The organism is Pseudocitrobacter sp. CD920760, from assembly GCF_057782505.1.
In genome coordinates this window covers 3902061-3928311 of the sequence record NZ_CM173490.1, presented here as the reverse complement: position 1 = coordinate 3928311, position 26251 = coordinate 3902061, and the positions used below count along the sequence as shown (strand labels likewise).

Here is a 26251-nt window from a genome sequence, read left to right as displayed (position 1 = left end):
TTATGATGGAAATTCTGCGTGGTTCGCCTGCACTGTCTGCATTTCGTATTAACAAACTGCTGACGCGTTTTCAGGCAGCCAACCTCCCGGTAAGCAATATTTACGCTGAGTATGTCCATTTTGCCGATCTGGATGCTCCGCTTCACGACGAAGAGCGCGCCAGACTTGAACGTCTGTTAAAGTATGGCCCGAGCCTCAGCAGCCATACGCCATCCGGTAAATTACTGCTCGTGACTCCCCGCCCTGGCACCATCTCCCCCTGGTCTTCAAAAGCAACCGACATCGCTCACAACTGCGGCCTGACTCAGATTCTGCGCCTGGAACGCGGTGTGGCCTGGTATGTGGAAGCCTCTACGCTTACGGCGGAGCAGTGGCGTGAAGTGGCGGCGACGCTGCACGACCGCATGATGGAAAGCGTCTTTGACTCGCTGCAGGATGCGGAAAAACTGTTTGCTCATCATCAACCTGCACCGGTATCCAGCGTGGATCTGCTGGGCGAGGGGCGTCAGGCGCTCATTGACGCTAACCTGCGTCTGGGGCTGGCGCTGGCGGATGATGAAATCGACTATCTGCAGGATGCCTTCACTAAGCTTGGGCGTAACCCGAACGATATCGAACTCTATATGTTTGCGCAGGCTAACTCTGAGCACTGCCGACACAAAATTTTCAACGCCGACTGGATTATCGACGGTGAGCAGCAGCCGAAATCGCTGTTCAAGATGATCAAAAACACCTTTGAAACCACGCCGGATCACGTGCTGTCTGCTTATAAAGATAACGCCGCAGTAATGGAAGGGTCTGAAGTGGGGCGTTATTTTGCTGACCACGAAACGGGTCGCTACGATTTCCACCAGGAGCCTGCGCACATCCTGATGAAGGTCGAAACCCACAACCACCCGACGGCGATTTCTCCGTGGCCGGGCGCGGCAACCGGTTCCGGCGGTGAAATTCGTGATGAAGGCGCCACCGGGCGCGGCGCAAAACCGAAGGCCGGTCTGGTCGGTTTCTCCGTTTCTAACCTGCGTATCCCGGGCTTTGAACAGCCGTGGGAAGAAGATTTCGGCAAGCCGGAGCGCATTGTCACCGCGCTGGATATCATGACCGATGGCCCACTGGGCGGCGCGGCGTTTAACAACGAATTTGGTCGCCCGGCCCTGAACGGCTACTTCCGTACCTATGAAGAGAAAGTAAACAGCCACAACGGTGAAGAGCTGCGCGGTTATCACAAACCGATCATGCTGGCAGGCGGGATCGGCAACATCCGCGCCGATCACGTGCAGAAAGGCGAGATCACCGTGGGCGCGAAGCTGGTCGTCCTCGGTGGCCCGGCGATGAATATCGGCCTTGGCGGCGGCGCAGCCTCTTCCATGGCATCCGGCCAGTCTGACGCGGATCTCGATTTCGCCTCCGTCCAGCGCGATAACCCGGAAATGGAACGTCGTTGCCAGGAAGTGATCGACCGCTGCTGGCAGCTTGGCGACGCGAACCCGATCCTGTTTATCCACGACGTCGGCGCGGGCGGCCTTTCTAACGCGATGCCAGAGCTGGTGAGCGACGGTGGGCGCGGCGGTAAATTCGAACTGCGTGACATCCTGAGCGACGAGCCGGGTATGAGCCCGCTGGAAATCTGGTGTAACGAATCGCAGGAACGTTACGTGCTGGCAGTTGCGCCTGAGCAGATGCCGCTGTTCGATGAACTTTGCAAGCGTGAACGCGCGCCGTATGCTGTCATTGGCGAAGCGACTGAAGAACTGCACCTCAGCCTGAATGACAAACACTTCGACAATCAGCCTATCGACCTGCCGCTGGACGTGTTGCTGGGCAAAACGCCGAAGATGACCCGCGACGTCACCACCCTGAAAGCGAAGGGCGACGCGCTGGTTCGCGAAGGCATTACGATTGCCGATGCGGTTAACCGCATTCTGCACCTGCCGTCCGTGGCGGAAAAAACCTTCCTCGTCACCATCGGCGACCGTACCGTCACCGGCATGGTGGCTCGCGATCAGATGGTTGGCCCGTGGCAGATCCCGGTGGCTAACTGTGCGGTGACTACCGCCAGCCTCGACAGCTACTACGGTGAAGCGATGGCGATTGGTGAACGTTCTCCGGTTGCGTTGCTCGACTTCGCGGCGTCTGCCCGTCTGGCAGTCGGTGAAGCGCTGACCAACATTGCGGCAACGCAAATTGGCAATATCAAACACATCAAACTGTCGGCGAACTGGATGTCTGCTGCCGGTCATCCTGGCGAAGACGCTGGTCTGTACGAAGCGGTGAAAGCGGTTGGCGAAGAACTTTGCCCGGCGCTGGGCCTGACGATTCCGGTCGGTAAAGACTCCATGTCGATGAAAACCCGCTGGCAGGAAGGCAACGAACAGCGTGAAATGACCTCGCCGTTGTCGCTGGTGATTTCCGCGTTTGCTCGCGTGGAAGATGTGCGTCATACCATTACGCCGCAGCTTTCTACGGAAGATAACGCCCTGCTGCTGATTGACCTTGGGAAAGGCCATAACGCGCTGGGCGCCACCGCGCTGGCGCAGGTTTACCGTCAACTGGGCGACAAACCTGCCGATGTGCGTGACGTCGCGCAGTTGAAAGGCTTCTATGACGCCATTCAGGCGCTGGTGGCAGAACGTAAACTGCTGGCTTATCACGACCGTTCTGATGGCGGTCTGCTGGTGACGCTGGCGGAAATGGCCTTTGCCGGTCATTGCGGCGTTGAGGCGGATATCGCCGCGCTGGGCGATGACCGTCTGGCTGCACTGTTCAACGAAGAGCTGGGGGCGGTGATTCAGGTTCGCGCGGCTGACCGTGAGGCGGTTGAAGCGCTGCTGGCGAAACACGGCCTCGGTGATTGCGTGAACTATCTGGGCAATGCCGTAGCGGGTGACCGCTTCGTGCTGACCGCTAACGGCCAGCCGGTCTTTAGCGAAAGCCGCACCACGTTGCGTATGTGGTGGGCAGAAACTACCTGGCAGATGCAGCGTCTGCGCGATAACCCGGAAAGCGCCGATCAGGAGCATCACGCGAAAGCCAACGACAACGATCCTGGCCTGAACGTGAAGCTGACCTTTGATATCAACGACGATATCGCCGCGCCGTACATTGCGAAAGGCGCGCGTCCTCAGGTAGCGGTACTGCGTGAGCAGGGCGTCAACTCTCATGTTGAAATGGCGGCGGCGTTCCAGCGTGCGGGCTTCGATGCTATCGACGTACACATGAGCGACCTGCTGGCCGGTCGCACCGGGCTGGCGCGTTTTGATGCGCTGGTCGCCTGTGGCGGTTTCTCTTACGGGGACGTGCTGGGCGCGGGTGAGGGCTGGGCGAAGTCCATCCTGTTCAACAATCGCGTGCGCGATGAGTTCGAAACCTTCTTCCATCGTCCGCAAACGCTGGCGCTGGGCGTGTGCAACGGTTGCCAGATGATGTCTAATCTGCGCGAACTGATCCCGGGCAGCGACCTGTGGCCGCGCTTTGTGCGTAACAACTCTGACCGCTTTGAAGCGCGTTTCAGCCTGGTCGAAGTGACGCAAAGCCCGTCGCTGCTGCTGCAGGGCATGGTCGGTTCGCAGATGCCGATTGCCGTTTCTCACGGTGAAGGGCGTGTGGAAGTCCGCGATGCGGCGCATCTGGCCGCGCTTGAGAGCAAGGGGCTGGTGGCGCTGCGCTACGTTGATAACTTCGGCAAGGTGACGGAAACCTATCCGGCGAACCCGAACGGTTCTCCGAACGGGATCACCGCAGTGACCAACGAAAGTGGTCGCGTCACCATCATGATGCCGCACCCGGAACGCGTCTTCCGTACCGTGGCAAACTCCTGGCACCCGGAAAACTGGGGCGAGGACGGGCCGTGGATGCGCATCTTCCGCAATGCGCGTAAGCAGTTAGGTTAAGAGACAGGGCCGCGAAAGCGGCCCTTTTTGTTGGATGACCGCAATCATTCGCATCGACGTGTAGGCCGGATAAGGCGCAGCCGCCATCCGGCGTTTTCAAGTGTCGTGAATGACAGACAATCCTTATTATAGATGTCTCTAAATGGCGACATCTAACTCATTGATTAAAATCTATTTTATTTAACGATGCATAAAGTGTTGCTAATCAGCGACGCAAAGAACAAAAAGTAATCATTTTCTCAAGGATTGATAAAATCAATATTATCTTTAATTATCATTAAGTTAACATTTTATTTTCCATGTTGGCACACATCCTGCATTAATATACTCAGTGGCTCATTCACCCTCTTATGTCAGCCCCTTCGGGACGTGCTACATAAACTTCGAATGACGCACAACAAGGTGCCTGCCGTCCAGCTTCTGATATCTTTGCATATCAACCATCGGGCGAAACGTTGAGTTAGGCACCGCCTTATTCCAGAACAAAGCCGGGTTTCGACCCGGCTTTGTTATTTCGGCCTTTCCCCGCGTCACTTCCTCAGTTAGCATCCTTACAGGCTGATTTTTTGGGAACTCCTTGTGAAACGCGTCTCTCTTTCTCCCCGTTCGCTGCGACAGCTGGTTATGCTGGCGTTTCTGTTGATCCTCTTGCCGTTGTTGGTGCTGGCCTGGCAGGCATGGCAGAGCCTGAATGCGCTTAGCGCACAGGCGGAAAAAACTAACCGAACCACCCTGATTGACGCGCGTCGCAGCGAAGCAATGACCAACATTGCGCTGGAAATGGAGCGTAGTTATCGCCAGTACTGCGTGCTCGATGACCCGACGCTGGCGCGTGTTTACCAGAGCCAGCGTAAGCGCTACAGCGATATGCTCGACGCGCATGCGGGTGTGCTGCCCGATGAAAAACTGTATCAGGCGCTCAGGCAGGATCTTAACGATCTGGCCAAGCTACAGTGTCTCAATAGTGGCCCGGAAAAGCTGGCGGCGGCCAGGCTGGAAGCCTTTGCCAATGCCAATACCGAAATGGTTCAGGCGACGCGTACGGTAGTCTTCTCGCGCGGCCAGCAGTTGCAGCAGGAAATCGCCGAGCGCGGCCAGTTCTTTGGCTGGCAGGCGCTGGTGCTGTTCCTGGTGAGCCTGGCGATGGTGTTGCTGTTTACCCGCATGATTATCGGCCCGGTCAAAGGCATTGAGAGTATGATTAATCGCCTGGGCGAGGGGGAAACCCTCAAAGAGGGCGTCACGTTCCGTGGCCCGCGCGAACTGCGATCCGTCGGCCAACGTATCGTCTGGTTGAGCGAGCGGCTCTCCTGGCTGGAATCGCAGCGCCATCAGTTTCTGCGCCATCTCTCCCACGAACTCAAAACGCCGCTCGCCAGCATGCGTGAAGGGACTGAATTGCTGGCGGACCAGGTTGTCGGCCCACTCACGCCGGAGCAAAAAGAAGTGGTGGATATCCTTGATGATAGCAGCCGCAATTTGCAAAAGCTGATTGAACAACTGCTGGATTACAACCGCAAACTGAGCGATGGCGCGGTGCCCATGAGCCGCGTCGAGCTGGCCCCAATGGTGGAAGCCGTTGTTTCTGCGCACAGTTTGCCGGCGCGAGCTAAAATGATGCATACCCGGGTTTCTCTGGAAGCCCCGGCATGCCTGGCCGAATCGACGTTATTGATGAGTGCGCTGGATAATCTCTACTCCAATGCGGTGCACTATGGTACTGAATCCGGTAACATTTATATTCGTAGCCACGTCTCCAGCGGGCGAATCGCTATTGATGTGGCCAATACAGGGACGCCGATCCCGGATGCCGAAAAAGCAATGATTTTTGAGCCCTTTTTCCAGGGCAGTCGCCAGCGAAAAGGGGCCGTGAAGGGCAGTGGTCTTGGGTTGAGTATTGCCCGCGATTGCGTGCGCAAGATGCACGGCGAGCTTCATCTTATTGACGATAGCGCGGGCGATATCTGTTTTCGCATTGAACTCCCTGTCCCCGGGCCGGATAAAACAAACACATGACTACATATCGGGTGCATATGTCCCACTTTTTAAGTACGCGCGTCGTACAGGGCGCCCGCCGCTTCTGGCTGTCGGGCTTATCCTGTCTGGCGCTCGTTGGCTGTAGCTCTGGCCTGACGCCACATATTGGCATCAGCGAAGAGAAAGTTCCCCACGAACAGGTGGCGGATTACCTTTCAACCACCTGTGACGAACTCTGGACGCTTGACGGAACCGTGGCGGAGAACAATCCGCTGTACTGGCTGCGCGGCATGGATTGCGCCGAGCGTCTCACTCCCACGCAGGCGCGGGCGCAGGCTAACCAATTAGGCGATGAAAGCTGGTCAGATGCTTTCAAGCGTGGTGTGCTGCTGGCTAATGCGAAAATCACGCCATCCGAACGTCAGCTGATCGTTTCACGCCTTGATGCCAAAAGCGCACAAATTCCAACGCGCATCCGTCCACTGTACCAGGTGTGGCGAGATAATCAGATGCTGCAACTGAAGCTGTCTGACCAGCGCACGCGCTACAGCAAGCTTCAGGAAACGAGCGATGCCGCGCTGGATGAACTGCGTCAGCAGCAGCAGGCGCTGAAGGGCGAACTTGATCTGACGACCCGTAAGCTGCAAAACCTGACCGACATTGAACGCCAGCTCTCCAGCCGTAAACCCTCGTCCGGCTTTAACCCGGACAGTACACACGGCACGGATACGCCCGCTGACACGGAGGAGAAACAATGACACCACGGAAAACGGCTCGCCTGCTGCTGGTGGATGATGACCCAGGGCTGCTGAAGCTTCTCGGTATGCGTTTGACCAGCGAAGGTTATCAGGTGGATACCGCAGAAAGCGGGCAGCAGGGGCTGCGCGTGCTGGCAAAAGAGCGTATCGACCTTGTGATCAGCGATCTGCGAATGGATGAAATGGACGGTTTGCAGCTGTTCAGCGAAATTCAGAAAGTGCAGCCGGGTATGCCGGTAATTATCCTCACCGCCCACGGCTCGATTCCTGACGCGGTCGCCGCGACACAACAGGGCGTCTTTAGTTTCCTGACCAAACCGGTCGACAAAGACGCGCTGTATAAAGCCATTGATGAAGCGCTGGCGCGAACCGCTCCGGCGGTAGATGAGCGCTGGCGGGAATCGATTGTGACCCGTAGCCCAATTATGTTGCGGCTGCTGGAGCAGGCGCAGATGGTGGCGCAGTCTGACGTTAGCGTGCTGATTAATGGCCAGAGCGGCACCGGGAAAGAGATTCTGGCGCAGGCGATTCACAACGCCAGCCCGCGCAACAGCAAGCCATTTGTGGCGATAAACTGTGGCGCGCTGCCGGAACAGTTGCTGGAATCCGAACTCTTCGGCCACGCGCGCGGGGCGTTTACCGGCGCGGTAAGCAATCGGGAAGGGCTGTTTCAGGCGGCGGAAGGCGGCACGCTATTCCTGGATGAAATCGGCGATATGCCCGCGCCGCTGCAGGTCAAACTGCTGCGCGTGTTGCAGGAGCGTAAGGTGCGCCCGCTGGGCAGCAACCGTGATCTCGACATTAACGTACGGATTATCTCCGCGACTCACCGCGACCTGCCAAAAGCGATGGCGCGCGGTGAGTTTCGTGAAGATCTCTTCTATCGCCTTAACGTGGTCAACCTGAAAATTCCTACGCTTGCCGAGCGTACGGAAGACATTCCGCTGCTGGCAAACCACTTGCTGCGCCAGTCCGCCGATCGACACAAGCCGTTCGTGCGCGCGTTTTCTACCGATGCCATGAAACGCCTGATGGCAGCTAACTGGCCAGGCAACGTGCGCCAACTGGTGAACGTGATTGAACAGTGCGTGGCGCTGACGTCGTCGCCGGTGATCAGCGACGCGCTGGTCGAGCAGGCGCTGGAAGGTGAGAATACCGCGCTGCCAACCTTTGTCGAAGCGCGTAATCAGTTTGAACTCAACTACCTGCGCAAGCTGCTGCAAATTACCAAAGGGAATGTGACCCACGCCGCGAGAATGGCGGGGCGTAACCGTACGGAGTTTTACAAGCTGCTCTCGCGCCACGAACTGGACGCAAATGATTTTAAAGAGTAGCACCGTACTTTTGCGTGATTTATGATACGGTGAGCAACCGGTTACGCGACTGAAAAACAGGAACACCATGAAAAAAATTGATGCGATTATTAAACCCTTCAAACTGGATGATGTACGTGAAGCGCTGGCGGAAGTCGGTATTACCGGGATGACGGTAACCGAAGTGAAAGGCTTTGGTCGTCAGAAAGGCCACACCGAGCTCTATCGCGGTGCGGAATACATGGTGGACTTCCTGCCGAAAGTCAAAATTGAAATCGTGGTCAGCGACGATATCGTCGATACCTGCGTGGATACTATTATTCGCACGGCGCAAACGGGCAAAATCGGCGACGGCAAAATCTTCGTCTTTGACGTGGCGCGCGTGATCCGTATTCGTACGGGTGAAGAGGACGACGCGGCGATTTAACGCCGTATGCCCCTCACCCTAACCCTCTCCCGCAGGGAGAAGGAATGGTTTGTGCAGGCGTCAATTCTTGCGCTGGTTTTCTCCCTCTCCCTGTGGGAGAGGGCGGGGTGAGGGCAAAAATTACAGCACCTTATGTGGCCCAAAGCACTCGTAATGAATGCTTTCCGGCTTCACGCGCAGCTCAACCAACTGCTTCGCGGCAAACTGCATAAAGCCGACCGGGCCACAGAGATAAAACTGCATTGCCGGGTCGCTGAACGCACCTTCCATCGCGCTTAAATCCATCAATCCTTCGCTGTCAAACGCGGCCGCCTGACGATCTGCCTCGGTCGGTTGGCGATACCAGGTGTGCGCGGTAAAGCGCGGCAGGCTGGAACCCAGGGTTTTCACTTCGTCGGCAAAGGCATGCACATCGCCATTTTCCGCCGCGTGGAACCAGTTCACCTGCGCGGTATGGCTGGATTTCGCCAGTGTATCAAGCATTGCCAGCATTGGCGTCTGACCGACACCGGCGGAAATCAGCGTCACCGGGGTGTTGTTTTCCACGGACATAAAGAAATCGCCCGCAGGTGCCGCCAGATGCACCACATCACCGACATTCGCGGAGTTGTGCAGCCAGCTTGATACCTGGCCACCGTCTTCGCGTTTCACCGCAATACGGTAGCCTTTGCCGTCCGCTTTACGGGTTAGAGAATACTGACGAATCTCCTGATGCGGGAAGCCTTCCGGTTTCAGCCAGACCGCCAGATACTGGCCCGGCTGATAATCAGCGACCGCGCCGCCGTCCACCGGTTCAAATTCAAAGCTGGTGATGAGGGCGCTACGCGGCGTTTTCGCCACGATGCGGAACGGGCGTGTGCCTTCCCAGCCGCCGGTTTTGTTGGCGTTCTGCTGGTAGATTTCTGCTTCACGGTTGATAAATACTCCCGCCAGCACGCCGTAGGCTTTCCCCCATGCGTCCAGCACGTCCTGACCCGGGCTGAACATTTCGTCCAGCGTCGCCAGCAGGTGCGCGCCCACGATGTCGTACTGCTCAGGTTTAATCTGGAAGCTGGTGTGTTTCTGCGCGATTTTCTCGACCGCAGGCAGCAGGGCAGGCAGGTTTTCAATATTGCTGGCGTAGGCTGCAATGGCATTGAACAGCGCTTCACGCTGGTCGCCGTTGCGCTGGTTGCTCATATTGAAAATCTCTTTCAGTTCCGGGTTGTGGGTAAACATCCGGTCATAAAAGTGGGCGGTGAGTTTGGGGCCGGTTTCAACCAGCAGGGGAATAGTGGCTTTGACGGTAGCAATGGTTTGAGCATCAAGCATGGCAGGCTTCCTTTTTACAATTATCTATTGTTGCATATTGAATGCATCTTATAAAAATACCCCTGCTTTGTAAATGGTTCTTTGTAACAATGCATCATGTTGGTTACAACGTGAAGAATTTGCATCACAAACCTGAAAAGATATCCGTTGAAATTTGGCGAGCCTTTATTCCTCAAGCCCTTGTGCGGCGTGAAGGAAAACGTTTGCGTAAAATCCTTTGTCAAGACCTGTTATCGCAGAACTAATCAGTTATACTGTTGGCCGTTGTCCATCAGGGCTTAAAAAATTTACTGTTAGCTGAGTCAGGAGATGCGGATGTTAAAGCGTGAAATGAACATTGCCGATTATGATGCCGAACTGTGGCAGGCTATGGAGCAGGAAAAAGTACGTCAGGAAGAGCACATCGAACTGATCGCCTCCGAAAACTACACCAGCCCGCGCGTTATGCAGGCACAGGGTTCTCAGCTGACCAACAAATACGCTGAAGGTTATCCGGGCAAACGCTACTACGGCGGTTGCGAGTATGTGGATATCGTTGAGCAACTGGCTATCGACCGTGCGAAAGAGCTGTTTGGCGCAGACTACGCTAACGTTCAGCCGCACTCCGGTTCACAGGCTAACTTCGCGGTCTACACCGCACTGCTGCAGCCGGGCGATACCGTTCTGGGTATGAACCTGGCGCAGGGCGGTCACCTGACTCACGGCTCCCCGGTAAACTTCTCCGGTAAACTGTACAACATCATCCCTTACGGTATTGATGAGTCCGGTAAAATTGACTACGAAGACATGGCGAAGCAGGCTAAAGAGCATAAACCGAAGATGATCATCGGTGGTTTCTCTGCTTACTCCGGTATCGTTGACTGGGCAAAAATGCGTGAAATCGCTGACAGCATCGGCGCATATCTGTTTGTCGATATGGCCCACGTTGCGGGTCTGATTGCCGCGGGCGTTTATCCGAACCCGGTTCCGCACGCGCACGTTGTGACCACCACCACCCATAAAACCCTGGCGGGTCCGCGTGGCGGCCTGATCCTGGCGAAAGGCGGTGACGAAGAGCTGTACAAAAAACTGAACTCCGCTGTCTTCCCAAATGCGCAGGGCGGCCCGCTGATGCACGTGATTGCCGGTAAAGCGGTAGCACTGAAAGAAGCGATGGAACCTGAGTTCAAAGTTTACCAGAAGCAGGTTGCGAAAAACGCCAAAGCGATGGTTGAAGTGTTCCTGAACCGTGGCTACAAAGTGGTTTCCGGCGGTACTGAAAACCACCTGTTCCTGCTGGACCTGGTTGACAAAAACCTGACCGGTAAAGAAGCTGACGCCGCCCTGGGCCGCGCCAACATCACCGTCAACAAAAACAGCGTGCCGAACGATCCGAAGAGCCCGTTTGTGACCTCCGGTATCCGTATCGGTTCTCCGGCAATCACCCGCCGTGGCTTCAAAGAAGCGGAAGCGAAGGAACTGGCTGGCTGGATGTGTGACGTTCTGGACAATATCAATGATGAAGCGGTTATCGAGCGCATCAAAGGTAAAGTTCTGGATATCTGCGCACGCTTCCCGGTTTACGCATAATTCTGTTTTGCAGAATAAGAAAAGGCCGCGCAAGCGGCCTTTTTTGTGTCCATCATTTTGCCGGATGGCGGCGTAAACGCCTTATCCAGCCTACAAATTTGTTTACCGGCGATCCAGCGAAATCGCGCCCGGCCCGGTAATTGCCAGCAGCAGGAAACCGCCCGCGATACTGACGTTTTTCCAGAAGTTAATCATATTTGGCACCACCGCATCACCGGTCATATCCCAGTAATGGTGACCAATCACCGCCGTACCCAGCGTATAGAAAATAAAGATAACCGCCAGCGGGCGCGTGAAGAAGCCCAGTACAATCAGAATGGCGACCGGCACTTCCATAATGATGGCGATAATCGCCGACAGCGTTGGCACTGGCGCGCCCGAGGACGCCATATACTGAACCGTGCCCTCAAAGCCCAGCATTTTCGGATAACCGAAAAGGATAAACAGCAGAACGAGAGCGATGCGCGCGATAAGCAACATCAGCGAACGCGATGTGCCAAAGTCGAAATAACGTAGTGTGTTCATAGTCTTCCATTGTGTTAAGACGTGTTCTTAAAACGTAATACACAATGTGACACTCTGCCACGCGACGCGCCGTTATGTTTACTGACTTACAGCGACTTAAGCACCATGCTTTCATCGGTCAGCGCATCGACCGCAAGCTTTTTGCCCGACTGAATCAGCTTGCGCAGCACGCGTACTTCGCGCCCCTGATTAAGCGCCACAGCCCCAACCAGCGCCCCATCGCGCAGCTGAAACCAAATAGCTTTTCGCTCATCCGGGTTACCGCGACAGATCCAGTTTTCGCCCTGCATCTCACCCACGAATTGCAGATTATCGCTGAATTGATCGGTCCAGAACCAGCCCGGCGTGGCGACGGGAAGCGGCTGCTCCAGCATCGCTGCCGCAGCGGTTTGCGCCTGAAAGTTGGCATTTTCCCAGCTTTCAATGCGATGCAGGGAGCCGTCCGGTTGACGCGTTATCGCCACATCACCGGCGGCAAAAATTGCCGGGTCGGCAGTACTACAGCGGATATCCACTACGATACCGTTGGCCGTTTCCAGCCCGGCATCGCGGGCAAGGGTGTCATTCGCCACAATACCGATGCCGTAAATTACCGCGTCGGCCTGAAGCGGTTCGCCGCTTTGCAATGTCAGCGTTAGCATTTCGCCCACATCAACGTGCTCGATAGCACTGTTGAGCAGCAAACGTACACCCGCCTGCTGATGGCGATGAATCAGATAATCGCGTACCGGCGGCGGGGCGTTTCGGCCCATCACGGTAGGCGCAAGCTCGACGACCGTAACCTGACAACCGCGCTGGGTGGCGCTGGCCGCCAGCTCAAGGCCAATGGTTCCCGCGCCGACAATCACCAGTGATTTACCGGCGTCCAGCACCGGGCGCAGGCGTTCAGCATCCCCGGCATGACGCAGCGTAAAGCAGCGTTCGCCCAGCGCATCCAGCATCGGCAGAGGACGCGCCGCCGCCCCGGTGGCTATCAGTAATTTCGTCCAGGGGTAGCGTTGACCGTCCGCCAGCACCACCGTTTTGGCCTGGCGGTCGAGCTGGCGGATTGTCACGCCCAGATGCAACTGCACATTATTTGCCAGCCACCAGTCGGCGGCGAGGACCGGCTGCAACTGCGGGTTATCGTCAAGCAGCATGGCTTTCGACAGCGGTGGACGTTCATAGGGCAGTTGCGGTTCATCGGAGAAAAGGTGTATTTCGCCGCCAAAACCCAGCTGGCGCAGCGAGGCAGCCGCCATTGCCGCTGCCTGACCACCACCGATAATGGCAATAATTTCGTTATTCATGGCGGCTCCTTAGAGATCGAGTCCGGCGGCAACGTGGCGAATGCCGCGAATGCCCAGGCCCGCGTCGGCGTTAATCATCACGCCACTCAATGCCCGATTATTACGCCGTGACGCCAGCATCACATACGGCCCGGTGAAGTCTGCCGGGTCGGGGAAGAATTGCAGCGGCAGAATGGCGGCGATTTTTTCCGGCGTCAGCGACTGCATAATCGAGGTATCGCTTTGCCCCAGCGCCTGCGGGCCGCGTAAATCGCTCGCCATCCCGCAAGGACCGACGCCATTGACGCGCACTTTTGGCGCGAGTTCATAGGCCAACTGGCGAATTAACCCCGTCGCCGCGTGTTTGCTGGCGGTGTACAGCGGGCCGCCGCCGCCGGGATACCAGGCAGCGTTGGAGAGCGTGAAAATAATGCTGCCTTCGCTGGCAATCAGTGCCGGGGTGCAGGCTTTCGCACCCAGCAGATAACCGAGCACGTTCACGTTAAACAACTCGTAGAAGCCGCTCTCCAGCGCGTCGGCAGGCGTGTTCACCAGCGAGGCGTTGTGATCCCAGATGCCCGCATTGCCGATAAAACAGTCCAGCTTGCCAAACTGCGTCAGCGTCTGGTCAACCGCGCGCTGGTAATCCGCGTAACAGGTGACGTTACCCTCAACCGCCAGCACATGTTCGCCAAAACGCTGGCGCAGGCTGGCAACTTTGGCGCCCGACAGTTCGAGTGTGGCAACCTTCGCCCCCTCTTCAATAAAGCGCTCGACCAGCGCCAGCCCCAGGCCGGAGCCGCCGCCGGTGATGAAAACCACCTCATCTTTTAAATCACTCATGATGCCTCCTGCGGAATATCAACAAACACTTCGTCGCCTTCCACATACACCGGATAGGTGGCAATAGCATCGGTTGCGGGCAGGCACAGCGCTTTACCGGTTTTCAGGCAGAAGCTGGCGGCATGCAACGGGCATTCCACGGTGGCATCGTCTTCCAAATACCCTTCAGACATTGACGCGTTGCCGTGGCTGCAACGGTCGTTGATGGCAAAGAATTCCCCGCCGACGTGAAACAGGGCGATAACGGGGGTCGTTTCCAGCCGGAGCGCTTCGCCCTCCGGCAGCTCCGCAGTGGAGCAGGCAAATACACGGCTCATCAGAACAATACACTCAGGTTGTGGGAGGTGATCACCGCCTGATCGAGCACGATTTCACGTGCCAGCAGACGCCACTGTTCGCCATCCAGGCGGCGCACTTTGTCAAAGCGCGTTCCGATGTAAAAGGTTTCATCACGCTCTTTTTGCGCGCGATAAAGCAAATAATTCACGCGAACGGCAAACACATCCGGCTGCTCTGTTTCGCTCACCTGGATATTGCTGATCATATGGCGCGTGCGTGACGGTGGCTCCTCGGCCCAGGCCATGCCGGTTTCCAGACGGGCGATCCGGCGCTCAAGCTGATCTTTGTTGTCGTTGAAGATCCAGGTCGTCGGCGGTTGTTTGCCTTTACGGCGATCGCGGGTTTGCGCGTTTACCGTGGTGCGCATGGTGTAGACGATCTCGTCATCAAGCTGATCCAGCCAGTCGCGGAAACGCCAGTCGTCGAGCAGGGACGCTTCCAGATAGAGAAACTGGGCGATGCGATGATGCAGTTCTAAAGAGACGGGATTGCTCATTTCATCACCTCCTGCTGGTAGGCGGCGGTTTTCTCATCCACTTCCTGCCAGGTTTCACTGGCGAGGAGATCGGCCCAGCGCTGATACATCCCGCGTGCGGCGGTTTCTGAGAAGATGTAGTTGGTAATGCCCGGAATGCCGTCTTCGCGACGTTTTTCCTGGCCCAACCCCATTTGCAGGCAGAGCTGGCTGTTACGCGCTTTGTTGCCTTTCAGCAGCTTCTGGATTTCACACCAGTTTTCCGAGTCATCTTGCTCCAGAAAGCCCGCCGGGCCGAAGGCGCGGGTGGCGCTGTTTTCAAAGGCCGCTTTCACCTCATCAGAGGCGGCTTTATCGGTGATACAGAAGGCCCAGACTTCCACCTGATCCGGCCCTCGGGGGTGCCAGACGCGCAGTGTGGCGGTGCCGTTCAGCCACGAGAGGGTTGGGAAAATATTGTTATGACCAGCCAGCCGCAGGGCGCGCACTTTGCCCAGTCGTTGTTCGGCTTCGTCGTACGTTTCGCGGTAATAGCTGGAGACTGCGCCGTCCACCCATACGTTGGCGTCTGGTTTTTCGGTGAAGAAGAAGCCGCTACCGTGCCCGTCCTGGCCGAACTGTAAGGCATCTTTCGCCGTTTCCCACACCGGGCGGGCGGTCTGGCCGTCGCCGAGATGTTTATCGCTGCCGTCATCTTTCGCGCCCAGCACCTGTACGGCGGAGGCGTGGCTGAAGAGAGCGTGATACTGGTCGCTGGCGAACTGCTCTGCCGGGAATTTCCAGTTGCAGTTGATCACCCATTTTTGCACGCCGCCGACGATTTCGGTACCCCCTTCCCGGCGATCCAGCATGCCGTCGAGGTACCACTTCATGTCGCCCAGATAATCCAGCAGTGGCGGGGCGGAGGTATCCCAGTTGGCAAAAATGAGCCCCTTGTAGCTTTCTACGCAGGGTACTTCGTTTAATCCCCAATGGGATTTACACAAACCCTGCGGATAGGCGCGAGGCTCCAGCGGTACATCAATCAGCTCGCCGTTAATGCCGTAAGACCAGCCGTGGTAGGGGCAGGTGAACGCTTTGGTATTGCCGCAATCGGCATAGCTCACGCGCATGGCGCGGTGACGGCACTGGTTCAAAAAGGCTTTGATGCTGCCGTCTTTCTGGCGCACGACAACGACCGCGTCTTCGCCCATATAGGTATTAAAAAAGTCGCCCGCTTTCGGGATCTGGCTTTCGTGCGCCAGAAACAGCCAGCAGCGGCCAAAAATGCGTTCAAGCTCCAGTTGATAGATGTCAGGATCGGTGTAAATGCGCGGGGTGACGCTCCCGTTGTGGGTGTCGATCAGAGAGTAGATGTCTACAGGTGTTTTCGTGGTCATATCGTTATCTCGTGGGTAAGAGGTATTGACCTTCTGGTTTTTGTGTCTTTACTATGTTGCTAATTGGTTGTTGTTATGTGAAATACTTAATTTCTACCAGCTGAGACGTTTTATCTATGACAGGGAGAAGGGCATGGAACTGAGACACCTTCGCTACTTCGTGGCCGTTGCGCAGGAGCTGAACTTCACGCGCGCGGCGGAAAAACTGCATACCTCGCAGCCGTCGCTCAGTAGCCAGATTCGCGACCTGGAACAGTGCGTGGGCGTCTCGCTGCTGGAAAGAGATAAACGCAAAGTCACGCTGACCACGGCGGGCGAATGCTTTCTGACCGATGCGCTGGCGATCCTTGACCAGGCGGAGCAGGCGAAAGCCCGCGCGCGCAACGCCGCGCTTCTGGGGAATCATCTGGTGATTGGTTTTGTGCCCTCGGCGGAAGTCAATTTGTTGCCGAAGGTGATGCCGCTGCTGCGCTTGCGTCAACCGGAAACGCAAATTGAACTGGTGAGCCTGATAACCACTCAGCAGGAAGACAAATTGCGCAGCGGCGAGCTGGATGTCGGCCTGATGCGCCATCCCATCTACAACCCGGAAATTGATTATCTGGAGCTGTTCCATGAACCGCTGGCGGTGGTGATGCCCGCCACACATCCGCTGGCGCGTGAGCGCAAAATCAGCGCGGCACAGCTGAACGGCGTCGAATTTATCAGTACCGATCCCGCTTATTCCGGCGCGTTGGCGTCGATCGTCGATAAATGGCTTACCGATCAGCAGTGTCAGCCGAAGATTGTGCAGATGGCGACCAATATACTGGTCACCATGAATCTGGTGGGCATGGGGCTCGGCGTGTCGCTGATCCCTGGTTATATGCAGAGTTTCAACACCGGGCAGGTGGTGTTTCGCCCGCTGGCCGGCGATGCGCCGACCATTGCCCTGCTGATGGCGTGGAAAAAGGGCGAGCTGAAACCGGCGCTGCGCGATTTTATCGATATTGTGAAGACGCGGTGTGAGTTGCTGTAGCTCTCACATTTTTGTGAATCCGGTGTGCGGTCATCGAAAATAAGTGATGGAGATCACGATTTTTAACCCGTATTCGCGCCAGGCAAACGTTTTACCGCCAGACTGTCGCCTCCATTCTGGAGGAAATCATGGTCTTGCACTCAACGCGTTGGCTGGCGCTCAGTTACTTCACCTACTTTTTCAGCTACGGTATTTTTCTGCCCTTCTGGAGCGTCTGGCTCAAGGGGGCGGGGCTCACGCCTGAAACCATCGGCGTTCTGCTTGGCGCGGGCCTGGTAGCACGTTTTCTTGGTAGCCTGCTGATTGCACCGCGCGTTAGCGATCCCTCCCGATTAATCAGCGTGCTGCGCATTCTGGCGCTACTGACGCTACTGTTTGCGATGGCTTTCTGGGCCGGTAGCCACGTTGCCTGGCTGATGGCGGTAATGATTGGCTTTAACCTCTTTTTCTCGCCGCTGGTACCGCTGACCGATGCGCTTGCTAACACCTGGCAAAAGCAAATCACCATGGATTATGGCCGCGTGCGTCTGTGGGGTTCAATTGCCTTTGTGATTGGCTCGGCGCTGACGGGCAAACTGGTTAGCCTGTTTGATTATCATGCCATCCTTGTGCTGCTGAGCTTAGGCATAGCTTCAATGCTGCTCGGCATGCTGTTGCGACCTTCCGTTATGCCGCAGGGGGAAGCGCGTCATCAGGAAGCGGCGGGGTGGCCAGCATGGCGTACGCTGGTGATGCAGAGCTGGCGCTTCCTCGCCTGCGTGTGTCTGTTGCAGGGCGCGCATGCGGCCTACTATGGTTTCAGCGCCATTTATTGGCAGGGTGCGGGCTATTCGGCGTCGGCGGTTGGGTATCTCTGGTCGCTTGGCGTGGTGGCAGAAGTGGTCATTTTTGCCCTGAGCAAGAAAGTTTTCCGCCGCTTTAGTGCGCGCGACCTGCTGCTGCTATCCGCCGTATGTGGTGTGATCCGCTGGGGAATCATGGGCTGGACCACGGAGTTGCCGTGGCTGATTGTCGCGCAGATCCTGCACTGCGGCACCTTCACCGTTTGCCACCTGGCGGCGATGCGCTATATCGCCGCGCGTCAGGGGAGCGAAGTGATTCGCCTGCAGGCGGTGTACTCTGCGGTGGCGATGGGCGGCAGTATTGCGGTGATGACCGTGTTTGCCGGTTTCCTGTACCAGCATTTGCATCAGGGTGTGTTCTGGGTGATGGCGCTGGTTGCGTTGCCAGCGTTGATCCTGCGTCCGAAAGCGGTAACCGCTTAAGCGTCGAGGATCTTGCTGATATGCTGCCGCTGATGATCGCTTAATGGCCGATCGGCATGGATCAGCGGTGGTGAAAACAACGGCAGGGCGATCGCATAGGGCGACACCACCAGGCTGACGCTTTTCGGCGCACCCTCTTTCTGGAAGGTTCGCGCCGCCAGATATTTTACATTGAGCGGCAGCAGGGTGAGTTCCCGTAGCTGCTGCTCTATCTCCTGCTCCAGCGTCGGGTTATCGCCCGTCAGTAATACCACTTCTTTCTCATGTAACTCGCTCTCCTGCATGAGCCCCGCGCCAAAAATAATGGCAATCAGCGCCGCTTCTTCATGGCTGAACTGCAGGGTATAACGCGTCTCGAAATCGGCCAGCGCCTCACGCGTGGTGCGCATTAAGCGCGGGTATAGCCGATGAATCTCTTCGGTGAGTTGGCTATCAATACCGATGCCGAAAATACAGCGATTCAGCGCCTGCGCCAGGTGAATATAGAGCTGATCGCGCAGGCTTTGTTCATCACCCAACTGACGCCCGGCCAGTTGCTGAAAGCGATCGATAAGCTGGTCAATCGCCAGGTGTAACTGACGGTCCTGCGCATGGCCATCGTAAACGGGGTTTGGCGTGCGCATCAGCATAAACAGCAGTGCCAGAAATTGTTGTTCGCTACAGTGAGGCTGCCGGTGAATGCGACGCTGCCAGTGGCGCACAATCTCGGCGGCCACCTGAAACTCCTGGGTGGTACGGGTCCAGGTACTTTGCAGCGAATTGAAGGTGGGGCTCTCTCCCTGATGATGCTGAAGCAGACAGTATTGCAGGTAGAGGCGCAAAAACTGCGTATCGCGACACTCGAACTGGCGTTGCAGGTTGCGCCCGCAGCGGTTTACCAGCGCCTGCAGATTGGTATCGTCATACAGCGTGCGGGCAATGCCCTGCTGTTTAAGCTGCGTTTTAAGCGCCGGGGTAAAATGATGGCTGACAAAATGCGGACATAAACGGAAGGCACGCCGCAGCCAGTGCAGCAAGCACAGGCGTAAATCAAGCGTGGTGCCTTCAATCCGATAGCTGCCGTCCGCTCCGCTGGCAATCGCCAGACGATGGTAACGCTGGATCTCCTCTCCGGTCTCGGCTATATCTTGCCGGGCAGTATTTGCATCGACACCATTCACTTCGCCAATGAATTCGGGCGTAATGGTGTGGCCGGGAAGGTAGAACATCAGCAGCACCTGGCAGCGGCGCTGTGGACTGGAAAGCACAGATGGAGGTTCCATGAGCGTCATCATCTGAAAGATTCCAGTTTGCGTTTTTGATAAGAATAGCTAAAGGATAGTCTTTCGTACGCGTGCTCAGCCTGTTTACGTAAGGAATATCGGCGTCGGTCACAGAATTTTTCACTGAGGAACGGATGAAGAGAGTGAAACAAAGCGTAAGTCTGGTATTTTTCGCGGTTTTATCGCTTAGCGTCCAGGCGCACCCGCATAGCTTTATCACCCTGACGACGGACGTTGTGGCGCAGGATGGGCAGATGAGCGGGCTGAAAATGCGCTGGGTAATGGATGAATTAACATCAGCAGATCTGTTGTATGACGCCGGGAAGGCTAAACCGGGCGATGAAGTGTGGAAAAAACTGGCGGCGGAAGTGATGGCCAACGTGCTGGGACAGCACTACTTCACGGAATTCTGGCACAACGGTAAAAAGGTGAAATTTGACAATCTGCCCACTGACTATGGCCTTGCGCGGGAGGGGCATCAGGCGGTGCTGACGTTCACGCTGCCGCTGGCAAATCCCCAGACGCTAGCCGGGCAGACCTATACCTTCTCGACGTTTGACCCGACCTATTACGTCGATATGCGCTATGAGAACGACGGTGATGTTTCGTTACCGGCGAGTTTGAAATCGACCTGCAAACTGGCGGTGCATACGCCGCAGCCCAGTGACGAAATGATGTCTTATGCGTTGTCGCTTGATAAAGAAGACGCGCCGGATGAAGACATGGAGCTGGGTAAGCAATTTGCCCAGAAGGTGACGTTAACATGTCAGTGAACGCTCTTGTAAAACGCCCGTCGCGCCGCTGGCTGGCGCTCTGGCCGTTGGCCATTTTTCTGCTGCTGAGCGTGCTGGCGGGTTTCTGGCTGTGGCAGGCATGGCCGCAAATCATGATAAAAAGCATCATCTGGCAGCGCGAAGTGAATCAGCAGATGAGCGGCCTGCTCAAAGCGGTAGCGGAAAACCCGACCCAGGCAGGCGGTTCGTTGCTGCTGTTTAGCTTTATCTACGGCGTGCTGCATGCGCTGGGGCCGGGGCACGGCAAAGTAGTGATAGCCACCTGGCTGGCTACGCATCCCTCGAAGCTCAAATCAAGTATTGGCCTAACGCTGGCTTCGTCACTGTTACAGGGGCTGGTGGCGATTGCGCTGGTCGTGGTGGTGTTAACGCTGCTGCAATTACCCGCGCGACAGCTTCACGTGAGCGGGTTCTGGCTGGAGAAAGCCAGCTATGCGCTGGTGGGCGTGTTGGGGCTGATGCTGTGCTGGCGAGCATTGAAAACGCTACGACGGCTGTTGCGTAAACCCACTTTCACCGCGTTTAAACCGGTTCACATCCATGATGAACACTGCGGATGCGGGCGTAAACATCTGCCCGACCCGGAGCAAATTCGCAGCGGCGATGACTGGCGCGCGCGCCTGATGGTGGTGCTGTCGATGGGCATGCGACCGTGCTCTGGCGCAATTATGGTGCTGTTGTTCAGTAAAGTGATTGGCGTATTTGCCTGGGGAATGGCATCGGCGCTGGCGATGGCGGCGGGAACGTCACTGACTATTTCGTCACTTGCGCTATTGGTGCACAGTTTCCGCCAGTTGGCGGTGCGGCTAAGTGGAAATCGTGCGCCGGTATTATGGCGTCAGGTGGGCTGGACAACGCTGGCCCTGGCCGGTGGCGCGCTGTTGATCGCGGCGGCGGTGGTGATGTGGCTGAGTGCGGTACCTGTTGGGCGGGGAATGCGGCCGTTTTAAAAGCTATTTCGGCTTTTTCAGGGCGTTAAGAATAAAACGCTCAGCCTCATCGCGATAACGATCGCCATAGCGGGTAGAGAATGCGTCGATATGCTGCCCGCCCGGGATCAGTTCGAGCGTTTTGGGTTCTTTCGCCAGCGCATAAAGTGTCTGGCTGTGTTCTGACGGGATAACGTGGTCGCCCGTACCATGCAGAATTAGCAGTGGAATAGGGCTGATATCGGCAATGTTACGATCGGCGCTGTAGCTATCGTCAAGTAACAGGCCGCTGCCGGGGATCATGTGATTGGCTATCGCCGAATAAGACGAAAAGGTGGAATCCAGAATAACGGCGCGGATGCCCGAGCGATCGCCATGCGTAATGGCGGCGACAATATTGTTTCCACCCAAACTTTGCCCCAGAAGCACCAGACGCTGCGGATCAATATCCGGTCTGTGGCGGACGTAGTCGATGGCGCTGAGGGTGTCATCCTGCAAACCCGACTGAGATGGCGTGCCCTGCGACTCACCAAAACCCCGGTAATCAAACATAAATACGTTGAGGTTTCTCTCCGGCAGCCAGTTTACCAACGGCCAGTGAGCGGACATATTGCCCGCGTTGCCATGGGCGTGAATAACCGTGGCGATGGCGTGTTCGCTCGGCCCCTTTGCGGAAGGGATAAACCAGCCGTGGAGTGTTGTGCCGTCTTTCGCGGTAAAAATGACGGGCTCTACGCTGTAAGGTTCCGGGCCGTAAACTTTGTTATCCGGGTAATAGAAGGCGTTAATCGCAATGCGCGGCAGCAGATAAATACAGACGCCGATAATACAGAGAACGAAAAAGCACTCTATGCCGAATTTCCCACGTAAAAAGCGCATCGCAATTTCCCTTTGGCTGCTTTGGGATTGTGTGAACAGCGCACGATCGTCATAAAAGGGGGTGGCAATGTAAAGAGGGGACAACCAGTTTAGGAAAAGCGCTCGGGGGATCGCTCAGCTTGCTGACAACGTGCGCTTTGTTCTTGCCGGATGCGGCGTAACCGCCTTATCCGGCCTACAAAATAGTGCTAATTCAATATATTGCAGCAATCTTGTAGGCCCGGTAAGCGCGAGCGCCACCGGGCACAACAATCGCTTAGCGCTTCAGCGCTTCGCTCAACTGGTCACGCATGTTCGCCAGCATCGATTTCACGACGCGTGCGTTACCTGCAACCACGTTGCCGGTCATCATGTAGTTGTGGCCACCGGTGAAGTCGCACACCAGGGCGCCTGCTTCACGTGCCAGCAGTTCACCTGCGGCGAAATCCCACGGCTTCAGGCCGATTTCGAAGAAACCGTCTACGCGGCCAGCGGCTACGTAAGCCAGATCCAGCGCTGCGGAACCGGTGCGACGGAAGTCAGCACATTCGGTATACAGGTTGCCGAGAATGTTCATGTACGCCGGAGCGTGTTGTTTTGCTTTGAACGGGAAACCGGTCGCCAGGATGGTGCCGTCGAGGTCACGCGCGGTGCTGCAACGCAGACGGTAGCCGTTCAGCTGTGCGCCCTGGCCACGGGTCGCGGTGAAGAGTTCGTTACGCATTGGATCGTAAACCACCGCAACTTCGGTACGGCCTTTGATGCGTACCGCGATGGAGACCGCGAAGTGCGGCAGACGTTTAACGAAGTTGGTGGTGCCATCCAGTGGATCGATAACCCATTGAACATCCAGATCGTCGCCAACATGTTCACCGCTTTCTTCGGTGATAATGGTGTGTTGCGGGTAAGATTTGCGAATGGTTTCGATGATAATGGCTTCAGCCGCTTTATCAACGTTGGTCACGAAATCGTTGCTGCCTTTCTGGCTGGTTTCAACAGAATCTGGCGTTTCGTAATGTTTGGCAATCAGGTTACCTGCCTTGCGCGCTGCGCGCACGGCGATGTTCAGCATCGGATGCATCAGGTTACTCTCACTGGATGTTAAAGAACGGGGAAAAACGGCGCACATCATAACAGCGAATTCAGACTCTGTCTTCGGTTTATGGTAATATGGTCGAATAATCTTTAGAAGAAGAAAGACAATGCTGCAAAATATTCGAATTGTGCTGGTTGAAACCTCTCACACCGGCAATATGGGCTCTGTGGCCCGCGCGATGAAAACCATGGGCTTAACCAATCTTTGGCTGGTGAATCCATTGGTAAAACCTGACTCCCAGGCCATCGCCCTGGCCGCCGGGGCCAGCGATGTCATCGGTAGCGCCAATATCGTCGATACGCTCGATGAAGCGCTGGCGGGTTGTAGCCTGGTGGTGGGCACCAGCGCGCGTTCGCGCACGCTGCCGTGGCCGATGCTCGACCCGCGCGAATGCGGGTTGAAAAGCGTTGCTGAAGCTGAACATGCGCCGGTGGCGCTGGTGTTTGGCCGTGAGCGCGTTGGCCTGACTAACGAAGAGCTGCAAAAGTGCCATTATCACGTCGCAATTGCCGCTAACCCGGAATACAGTTCGCTGAACCTGGCGATGGCGGTGCAGGTTATCTCTTATGAGGTCCGCATGGCGTGGCTGGCGGCGCAGGAAAACGGTGAAACAAACGTTGAGCACGACGAAACGCCGTATCCGCTGGTTGATGACCTGGAGCGTTTCTATGGTCACCTGGAACAAACGCTGCTGAGTACCGGTTTTATCCGCGAAAACCATCCGGGGCAGGTGATGAACAAACTGCGTCGTTTGTTTACCCGCGCGCGTCCGGAAAGCCAGGAGTTGAACATCCTGCGCGGGATTCTGGCGTCGATTGAGCAGCAGAATAAGAAGTCATAAGGGCCACCCTCACCCTAACCCTCTCCCTGAGGGAGAGGGGACAGACTGTGCATTGTGTTCTCCCTCTCCCTGTGGGAGAGGGCCGGGGTGAGGGCATCAGACCGCACTGAATGTTAAATACCTGACTAAATTACTCAAGTAAATAGTTGACCATTTTACTCGGGAATGTCAGACTTGGTCCTGCTATGCAATACCCACACATATATTATTAAAAACCCCGGGCAGGGGCGAGTTTGAGGTTAAGTAAGACATGAGACTGACATCTAAAGGGCGTTACGCCGTGACCGCGATGCTGGACGTTGCACTCAACTCCGAAGCGGGCCCGGTGCCGTTGGCCGATATTTCAGAACGACAGGGAATTTCACTTTCCTACCTGGAGCAGCTGTTCTCCCGTCTGCGTAAAAATGGTCTGGTATCCAGCGTTCGCGGCCCTGGCGGCGGCTATCTGCTGGGTAAAGAAGCTAACCACATCGCGGTTGGCGAAGTTATCAGCGCAGTTGACGAATCCGTTGACGCGACCCGTTGCCAGGGTAAAGGCGGCTGTCAGGGGGGCGATAAATGCCTGACTCACGCGCTGTGGCGCGACCTGAGCGATCGCCTGACCGGCTTCCTGAACAACATTACGCTGGGCGAACTGGTGAATAACCAGGAAGTACTGGATGTGTCTGGTCGCCAGCACACCCATGAAACAACGCGCAGCACCCGTGCGCAAGACGCAATCGACGTCAAACTGCGCGCGTAATATAAATATCCGCGCGACGGATAATAAAGAGATTTCAGAATCAGGCCGGAGCGTACCGCGCTCCGTCTCCTCGGTCGTACATCCAGCCGATAGCCTGATTCCTTGCATTGAAGCGATGTACGGAGTTTAAGAGCAATGAAATTACCGATTTATCTCGATTACTCCGCAACCACGCCGGTGGACCCGCGTGTTGCCGAGAAAATGATGCAGTTTTTAACCCTGGACGGAACCTTTGGTAACCCGGCCTCCCGTTCTCACCGTTTTGGCTGGCAGGCTGAAGAAGCGGTAGATATCGCCCGTAATCAGATTGCCGATCTGGTCGGTGCGGATCCGCGCGAAATCGTCTTCACCTCCGGTGCAACCGAATCTGACAACCTGGCAATTAAAGGTGCAGCCAACTTTTATCAGAAAAAAGGCAAGCACATTATTACCAGCAAAACCGAACACAAAGCCGTGCTGGACACCTGTCGTCAGCTTGAGCGTGAAGGTTTTGAAGTCACCTACCTTGCCCCTCAGCGCAACGGTATCATTGACCTGAAAGAACTCGAAGCGGCGATGCGTGATGACACCATCCTCGTTTCTATCATGCACGTGAACAACGAAATCGGTGTGGTACAGGACATCGCGACCATCGGCGAAATGTGCCGTGCGCGCGGTATTGTTTACCACGTTGATGCGACCCAGAGCGTGGGCAAACTGCCTATCGACCTGAGCCAGCTGAAAGTTGACCTGATGTCCTTCTCCGGCCACAAAATCTATGGCCCGAAAGGGATTGGCGCGCTGTATGTGCGTCGTAAACCGCGTATCCGCATTGAAGCGCAGATGCACGGCGGCGGTCACGAGCGCGGCATGCGTTCTGGTACCCTGCCTGTTCACCAGATCGTCGGCATGGGCGAAGCTTACCGTATCGCGAAAGAAGAGATGGAAACCGAAATGGCCCGTCTGCGCGGTCTGCGTAACCGTCTGTGGAACGGCGTGAAGGATATGGAAGAAGTTTACCTGAACGGTGACCTCGAGCAGGGCGCGCCGAACATTCTTAACGTCAGCTTCAACTTTGTTGAAGGTGAATCGCTGATTATGGCCCTGAAAGACCTGGCCGTTTCTTCCGGTTCCGCCTGTACGTCTGCAAGCCTCGAGCCATCCTACGTGCTGCGTGCGCTGGGCATGACCGACGAGCTGGCACACAGCTCTATCCGTTTCTCTTTAGGTCGTTTTACTACCGAAGAAGAGATTGACTACACCATTCAACTGGTTCGTAACTCCATTGGCCGTCTGCGCGACCTTTCTCCGCTGTGGGAAATGTTCAAACAGGGCGTGGATCTGAACAGCATCGAATGGTCACATCACTAATCGGTAGATAAGAGGAATTCAA

The 26251-nt window shown here is 56.2% G+C and carries 23 protein-coding genes; 13 read left to right on the top strand and 10 right to left on the bottom strand.

Going from position 1 to position 26251, the window contains the following annotated elements:
- Nucleotides 1-2 precede the first annotated feature (2 nt).
- From purL to glnB, 5 genes are all read left to right on the top strand, one after another.
- Complete coding sequence (purL, locus tag AC1MKH_RS18365) at nt 3-3890, top strand: phosphoribosylformylglycinamidine synthase (RefSeq protein ID WP_276219354.1); 3888 nt, start codon at nt 3-5, stop codon at nt 3888-3890.
- Between the two features lie 624 nt (nt 3891-4514).
- Nucleotides 4515-5906, top strand: a complete 1392-nt coding sequence (qseE, locus tag AC1MKH_RS18360) for a two component system sensor histidine kinase QseE/GlrK (RefSeq protein WP_442961939.1) — start codon at nt 4515-4517, stop codon at nt 5904-5906.
- Nucleotides 5903-6625, top strand: a complete 723-nt coding sequence (gene qseG, locus AC1MKH_RS18355) for a two-component system QseEF-associated lipoprotein QseG (RefSeq protein WP_276219357.1) — start codon at nt 5903-5905, stop codon at nt 6623-6625. The genes qseE and qseG overlap by 4 nt, the downstream gene beginning before the upstream one ends.
- Nucleotides 6622-7959 (top strand): two-component system response regulator GlrR, encoded by a 1338-nt coding sequence (gene glrR / locus AC1MKH_RS18350; protein ID WP_149464817.1) that lies wholly within the window; start codon nt 6622-6624, stop codon nt 7957-7959. Before qseG ends, glrR begins: the two co-directional genes overlap by 4 nt.
- A 67-nt stretch (nt 7960-8026) precedes the next feature.
- The gene (glnB, locus tag AC1MKH_RS18345) at nt 8027-8365 is read left to right on the top strand and encodes a nitrogen regulatory protein P-II (protein WP_003860685.1); all 339 of its coding nucleotides are present in this window, start codon (nt 8027-8029) and stop codon (nt 8363-8365) included.
- 120 nt (nt 8366-8485) lie between these two features.
- On the opposite strand, the gene hmpA is transcribed toward glnB, so the two are convergent.
- Nucleotides 8486-9676: an NO-inducible flavohemoprotein gene (hmpA, locus tag AC1MKH_RS18340; RefSeq protein ID WP_276219361.1), complete on the bottom strand. Its 1191-nt coding sequence runs from the start codon at nt 9674-9676 to the stop codon at nt 8486-8488.
- A gap of 315 nt (nt 9677-9991) precedes the next feature.
- Between hmpA and glyA the strand changes: the two genes are divergently transcribed.
- Entirely contained in the window at nt 9992-11245 is a 1254-nt protein-coding gene (glyA, locus tag AC1MKH_RS18335) for a serine hydroxymethyltransferase (protein WP_276219362.1), read from the top strand.
- 102 nt (nt 11246-11347) lie between these two features.
- Here glyA and AC1MKH_RS18330 read toward each other — a convergent pair whose 3' ends face one another.
- The 6 genes from AC1MKH_RS18330 to hcaE all read right to left on the bottom strand — a co-directional run bounded on the left by AC1MKH_RS18330 (nt 11348) and on the right by hcaE (nt 16074).
- Nucleotides 11348-11770, bottom strand: a complete 423-nt coding sequence (locus AC1MKH_RS18330) for a DoxX family protein (protein ID WP_276219364.1) — start codon at nt 11768-11770, stop codon at nt 11348-11350.
- An 86-nt stretch (nt 11771-11856) separates the two neighbouring features.
- Entirely contained in the window at nt 11857-13059 is a 1203-nt protein-coding gene (gene hcaD, locus AC1MKH_RS18325; RefSeq protein WP_276219366.1) for a phenylpropionate dioxygenase ferredoxin reductase subunit, read from the bottom strand.
- A gap of 9 nt (nt 13060-13068) precedes the next feature.
- Nucleotides 13069-13881 carry a 3-phenylpropionate-dihydrodiol/cinnamic acid-dihydrodiol dehydrogenase gene (gene hcaB, locus AC1MKH_RS18320; RefSeq protein WP_276219368.1) on the bottom strand — a complete coding sequence of 271 codons (813 nt, stop codon included), beginning with the start codon at nt 13879-13881 and terminating at the stop codon, nt 13069-13071.
- Nucleotides 13878-14198, bottom strand: coding sequence for a 3-phenylpropionate/cinnamic acid dioxygenase ferredoxin subunit (gene hcaC, locus AC1MKH_RS18315; protein ID WP_276219370.1), 321 nt, complete (start codon nt 14196-14198; stop codon nt 13878-13880). Before hcaC ends, hcaB begins: the two co-directional genes overlap by 4 nt.
- Nucleotides 14198-14716 (bottom strand): 3-phenylpropionate/cinnamic acid dioxygenase subunit beta, encoded by a 519-nt coding sequence (hcaF, locus tag AC1MKH_RS18310; protein ID WP_276219371.1) that lies wholly within the window; start codon nt 14714-14716, stop codon nt 14198-14200. Before hcaF ends, hcaC begins: the two co-directional genes overlap by 1 nt.
- Nucleotides 14713-16074, bottom strand: a complete 1362-nt coding sequence (hcaE, locus tag AC1MKH_RS18305; RefSeq protein WP_231826503.1) for a 3-phenylpropionate/cinnamic acid dioxygenase subunit alpha — start codon at nt 16072-16074, stop codon at nt 14713-14715. The genes hcaF and hcaE overlap by 4 nt, the downstream gene beginning before the upstream one ends.
- A gap of 133 nt (nt 16075-16207) precedes the next feature.
- Here hcaE and hcaR point away from each other — a divergent pair, with 133 nt between their 5' ends.
- Together hcaR and AC1MKH_RS18295 are read left to right on the top strand one after the other, a co-directional pair.
- Nucleotides 16208-17092 carry a DNA-binding transcriptional regulator HcaR gene (gene hcaR, locus AC1MKH_RS18300; RefSeq protein WP_276219374.1) on the top strand — a complete coding sequence of 295 codons (885 nt, stop codon included), beginning with the start codon at nt 16208-16210 and terminating at the stop codon, nt 17090-17092.
- Nucleotides 17093-17220: 128 nt separating this feature from the next.
- Entirely contained in the window at nt 17221-18357 is a 1137-nt protein-coding gene (locus AC1MKH_RS18295; protein WP_276219375.1) for a 3-phenylpropionate MFS transporter, read from the top strand.
- Here AC1MKH_RS18295 and csiE read toward each other — a convergent pair.
- Complete coding sequence (gene csiE / locus AC1MKH_RS18290; RefSeq protein ID WP_276219377.1) at nt 18354-19631, bottom strand: stationary phase inducible protein CsiE; 1278 nt, start codon at nt 19629-19631, stop codon at nt 18354-18356. The two genes, AC1MKH_RS18295 and csiE, sit on opposite strands and share 4 nt — an antisense overlap.
- A 122-nt stretch (nt 19632-19753) precedes the next feature.
- Here csiE and AC1MKH_RS18285 point away from each other — a divergent pair, with 122 nt between their 5' ends.
- Nucleotides 19754-20392, top strand: a complete 639-nt coding sequence (locus AC1MKH_RS18285; protein WP_231826506.1) for a DUF1007 family protein — start codon at nt 19754-19756, stop codon at nt 20390-20392.
- On the top strand, nt 20383-21363 hold the full coding sequence (locus tag AC1MKH_RS18280) for a nickel/cobalt transporter (protein ID WP_276219379.1): 981 nt from the start codon (nt 20383-20385) through the stop codon (nt 21361-21363). Before AC1MKH_RS18285 ends, AC1MKH_RS18280 begins: the two co-directional genes overlap by 10 nt.
- Before the next feature lie 3 nt (nt 21364-21366).
- On the opposite strand, the gene AC1MKH_RS18275 is transcribed toward AC1MKH_RS18280, so the two are convergent.
- Nucleotides 21367-22221 carry an alpha/beta hydrolase gene (locus AC1MKH_RS18275; protein ID WP_276219381.1) on the bottom strand — a complete coding sequence of 285 codons (855 nt, stop codon included), beginning with the start codon at nt 22219-22221 and terminating at the stop codon, nt 21367-21369.
- A gap of 256 nt (nt 22222-22477) precedes the next feature.
- Nucleotides 22478-23281, bottom strand: a complete 804-nt coding sequence (suhB, locus tag AC1MKH_RS18270; RefSeq protein ID WP_276219383.1) for an inositol-1-monophosphatase — start codon at nt 23279-23281, stop codon at nt 22478-22480.
- Nucleotides 23282-23402: 121 nt separating this feature from the next.
- On the opposite strand from suhB, the gene trmJ reads away from it, so the two are divergent.
- From trmJ to iscS, 3 genes are all read left to right on the top strand, one after another.
- Complete coding sequence (gene trmJ / locus AC1MKH_RS18265) at nt 23403-24137, top strand: tRNA (cytosine(32)/uridine(32)-2'-O)-methyltransferase TrmJ (RefSeq protein ID WP_276219385.1); 735 nt, start codon at nt 23403-23405, stop codon at nt 24135-24137.
- A 250-nt stretch (nt 24138-24387) separates the two neighbouring features.
- The gene (gene iscR, locus AC1MKH_RS18260; RefSeq protein ID WP_015963423.1) at nt 24388-24879 is read left to right on the top strand and encodes a Fe-S cluster assembly transcriptional regulator IscR; all 492 of its coding nucleotides are present in this window, start codon (nt 24388-24390) and stop codon (nt 24877-24879) included.
- Nucleotides 24880-25014: 135 nt separating this feature from the next.
- Nucleotides 25015-26229, top strand: coding sequence for a cysteine desulfurase (gene iscS / locus AC1MKH_RS18255; protein WP_015963424.1), 1215 nt, complete (start codon nt 25015-25017; stop codon nt 26227-26229).
- Nucleotides 26230-26251 lie beyond the last annotated feature (22 nt).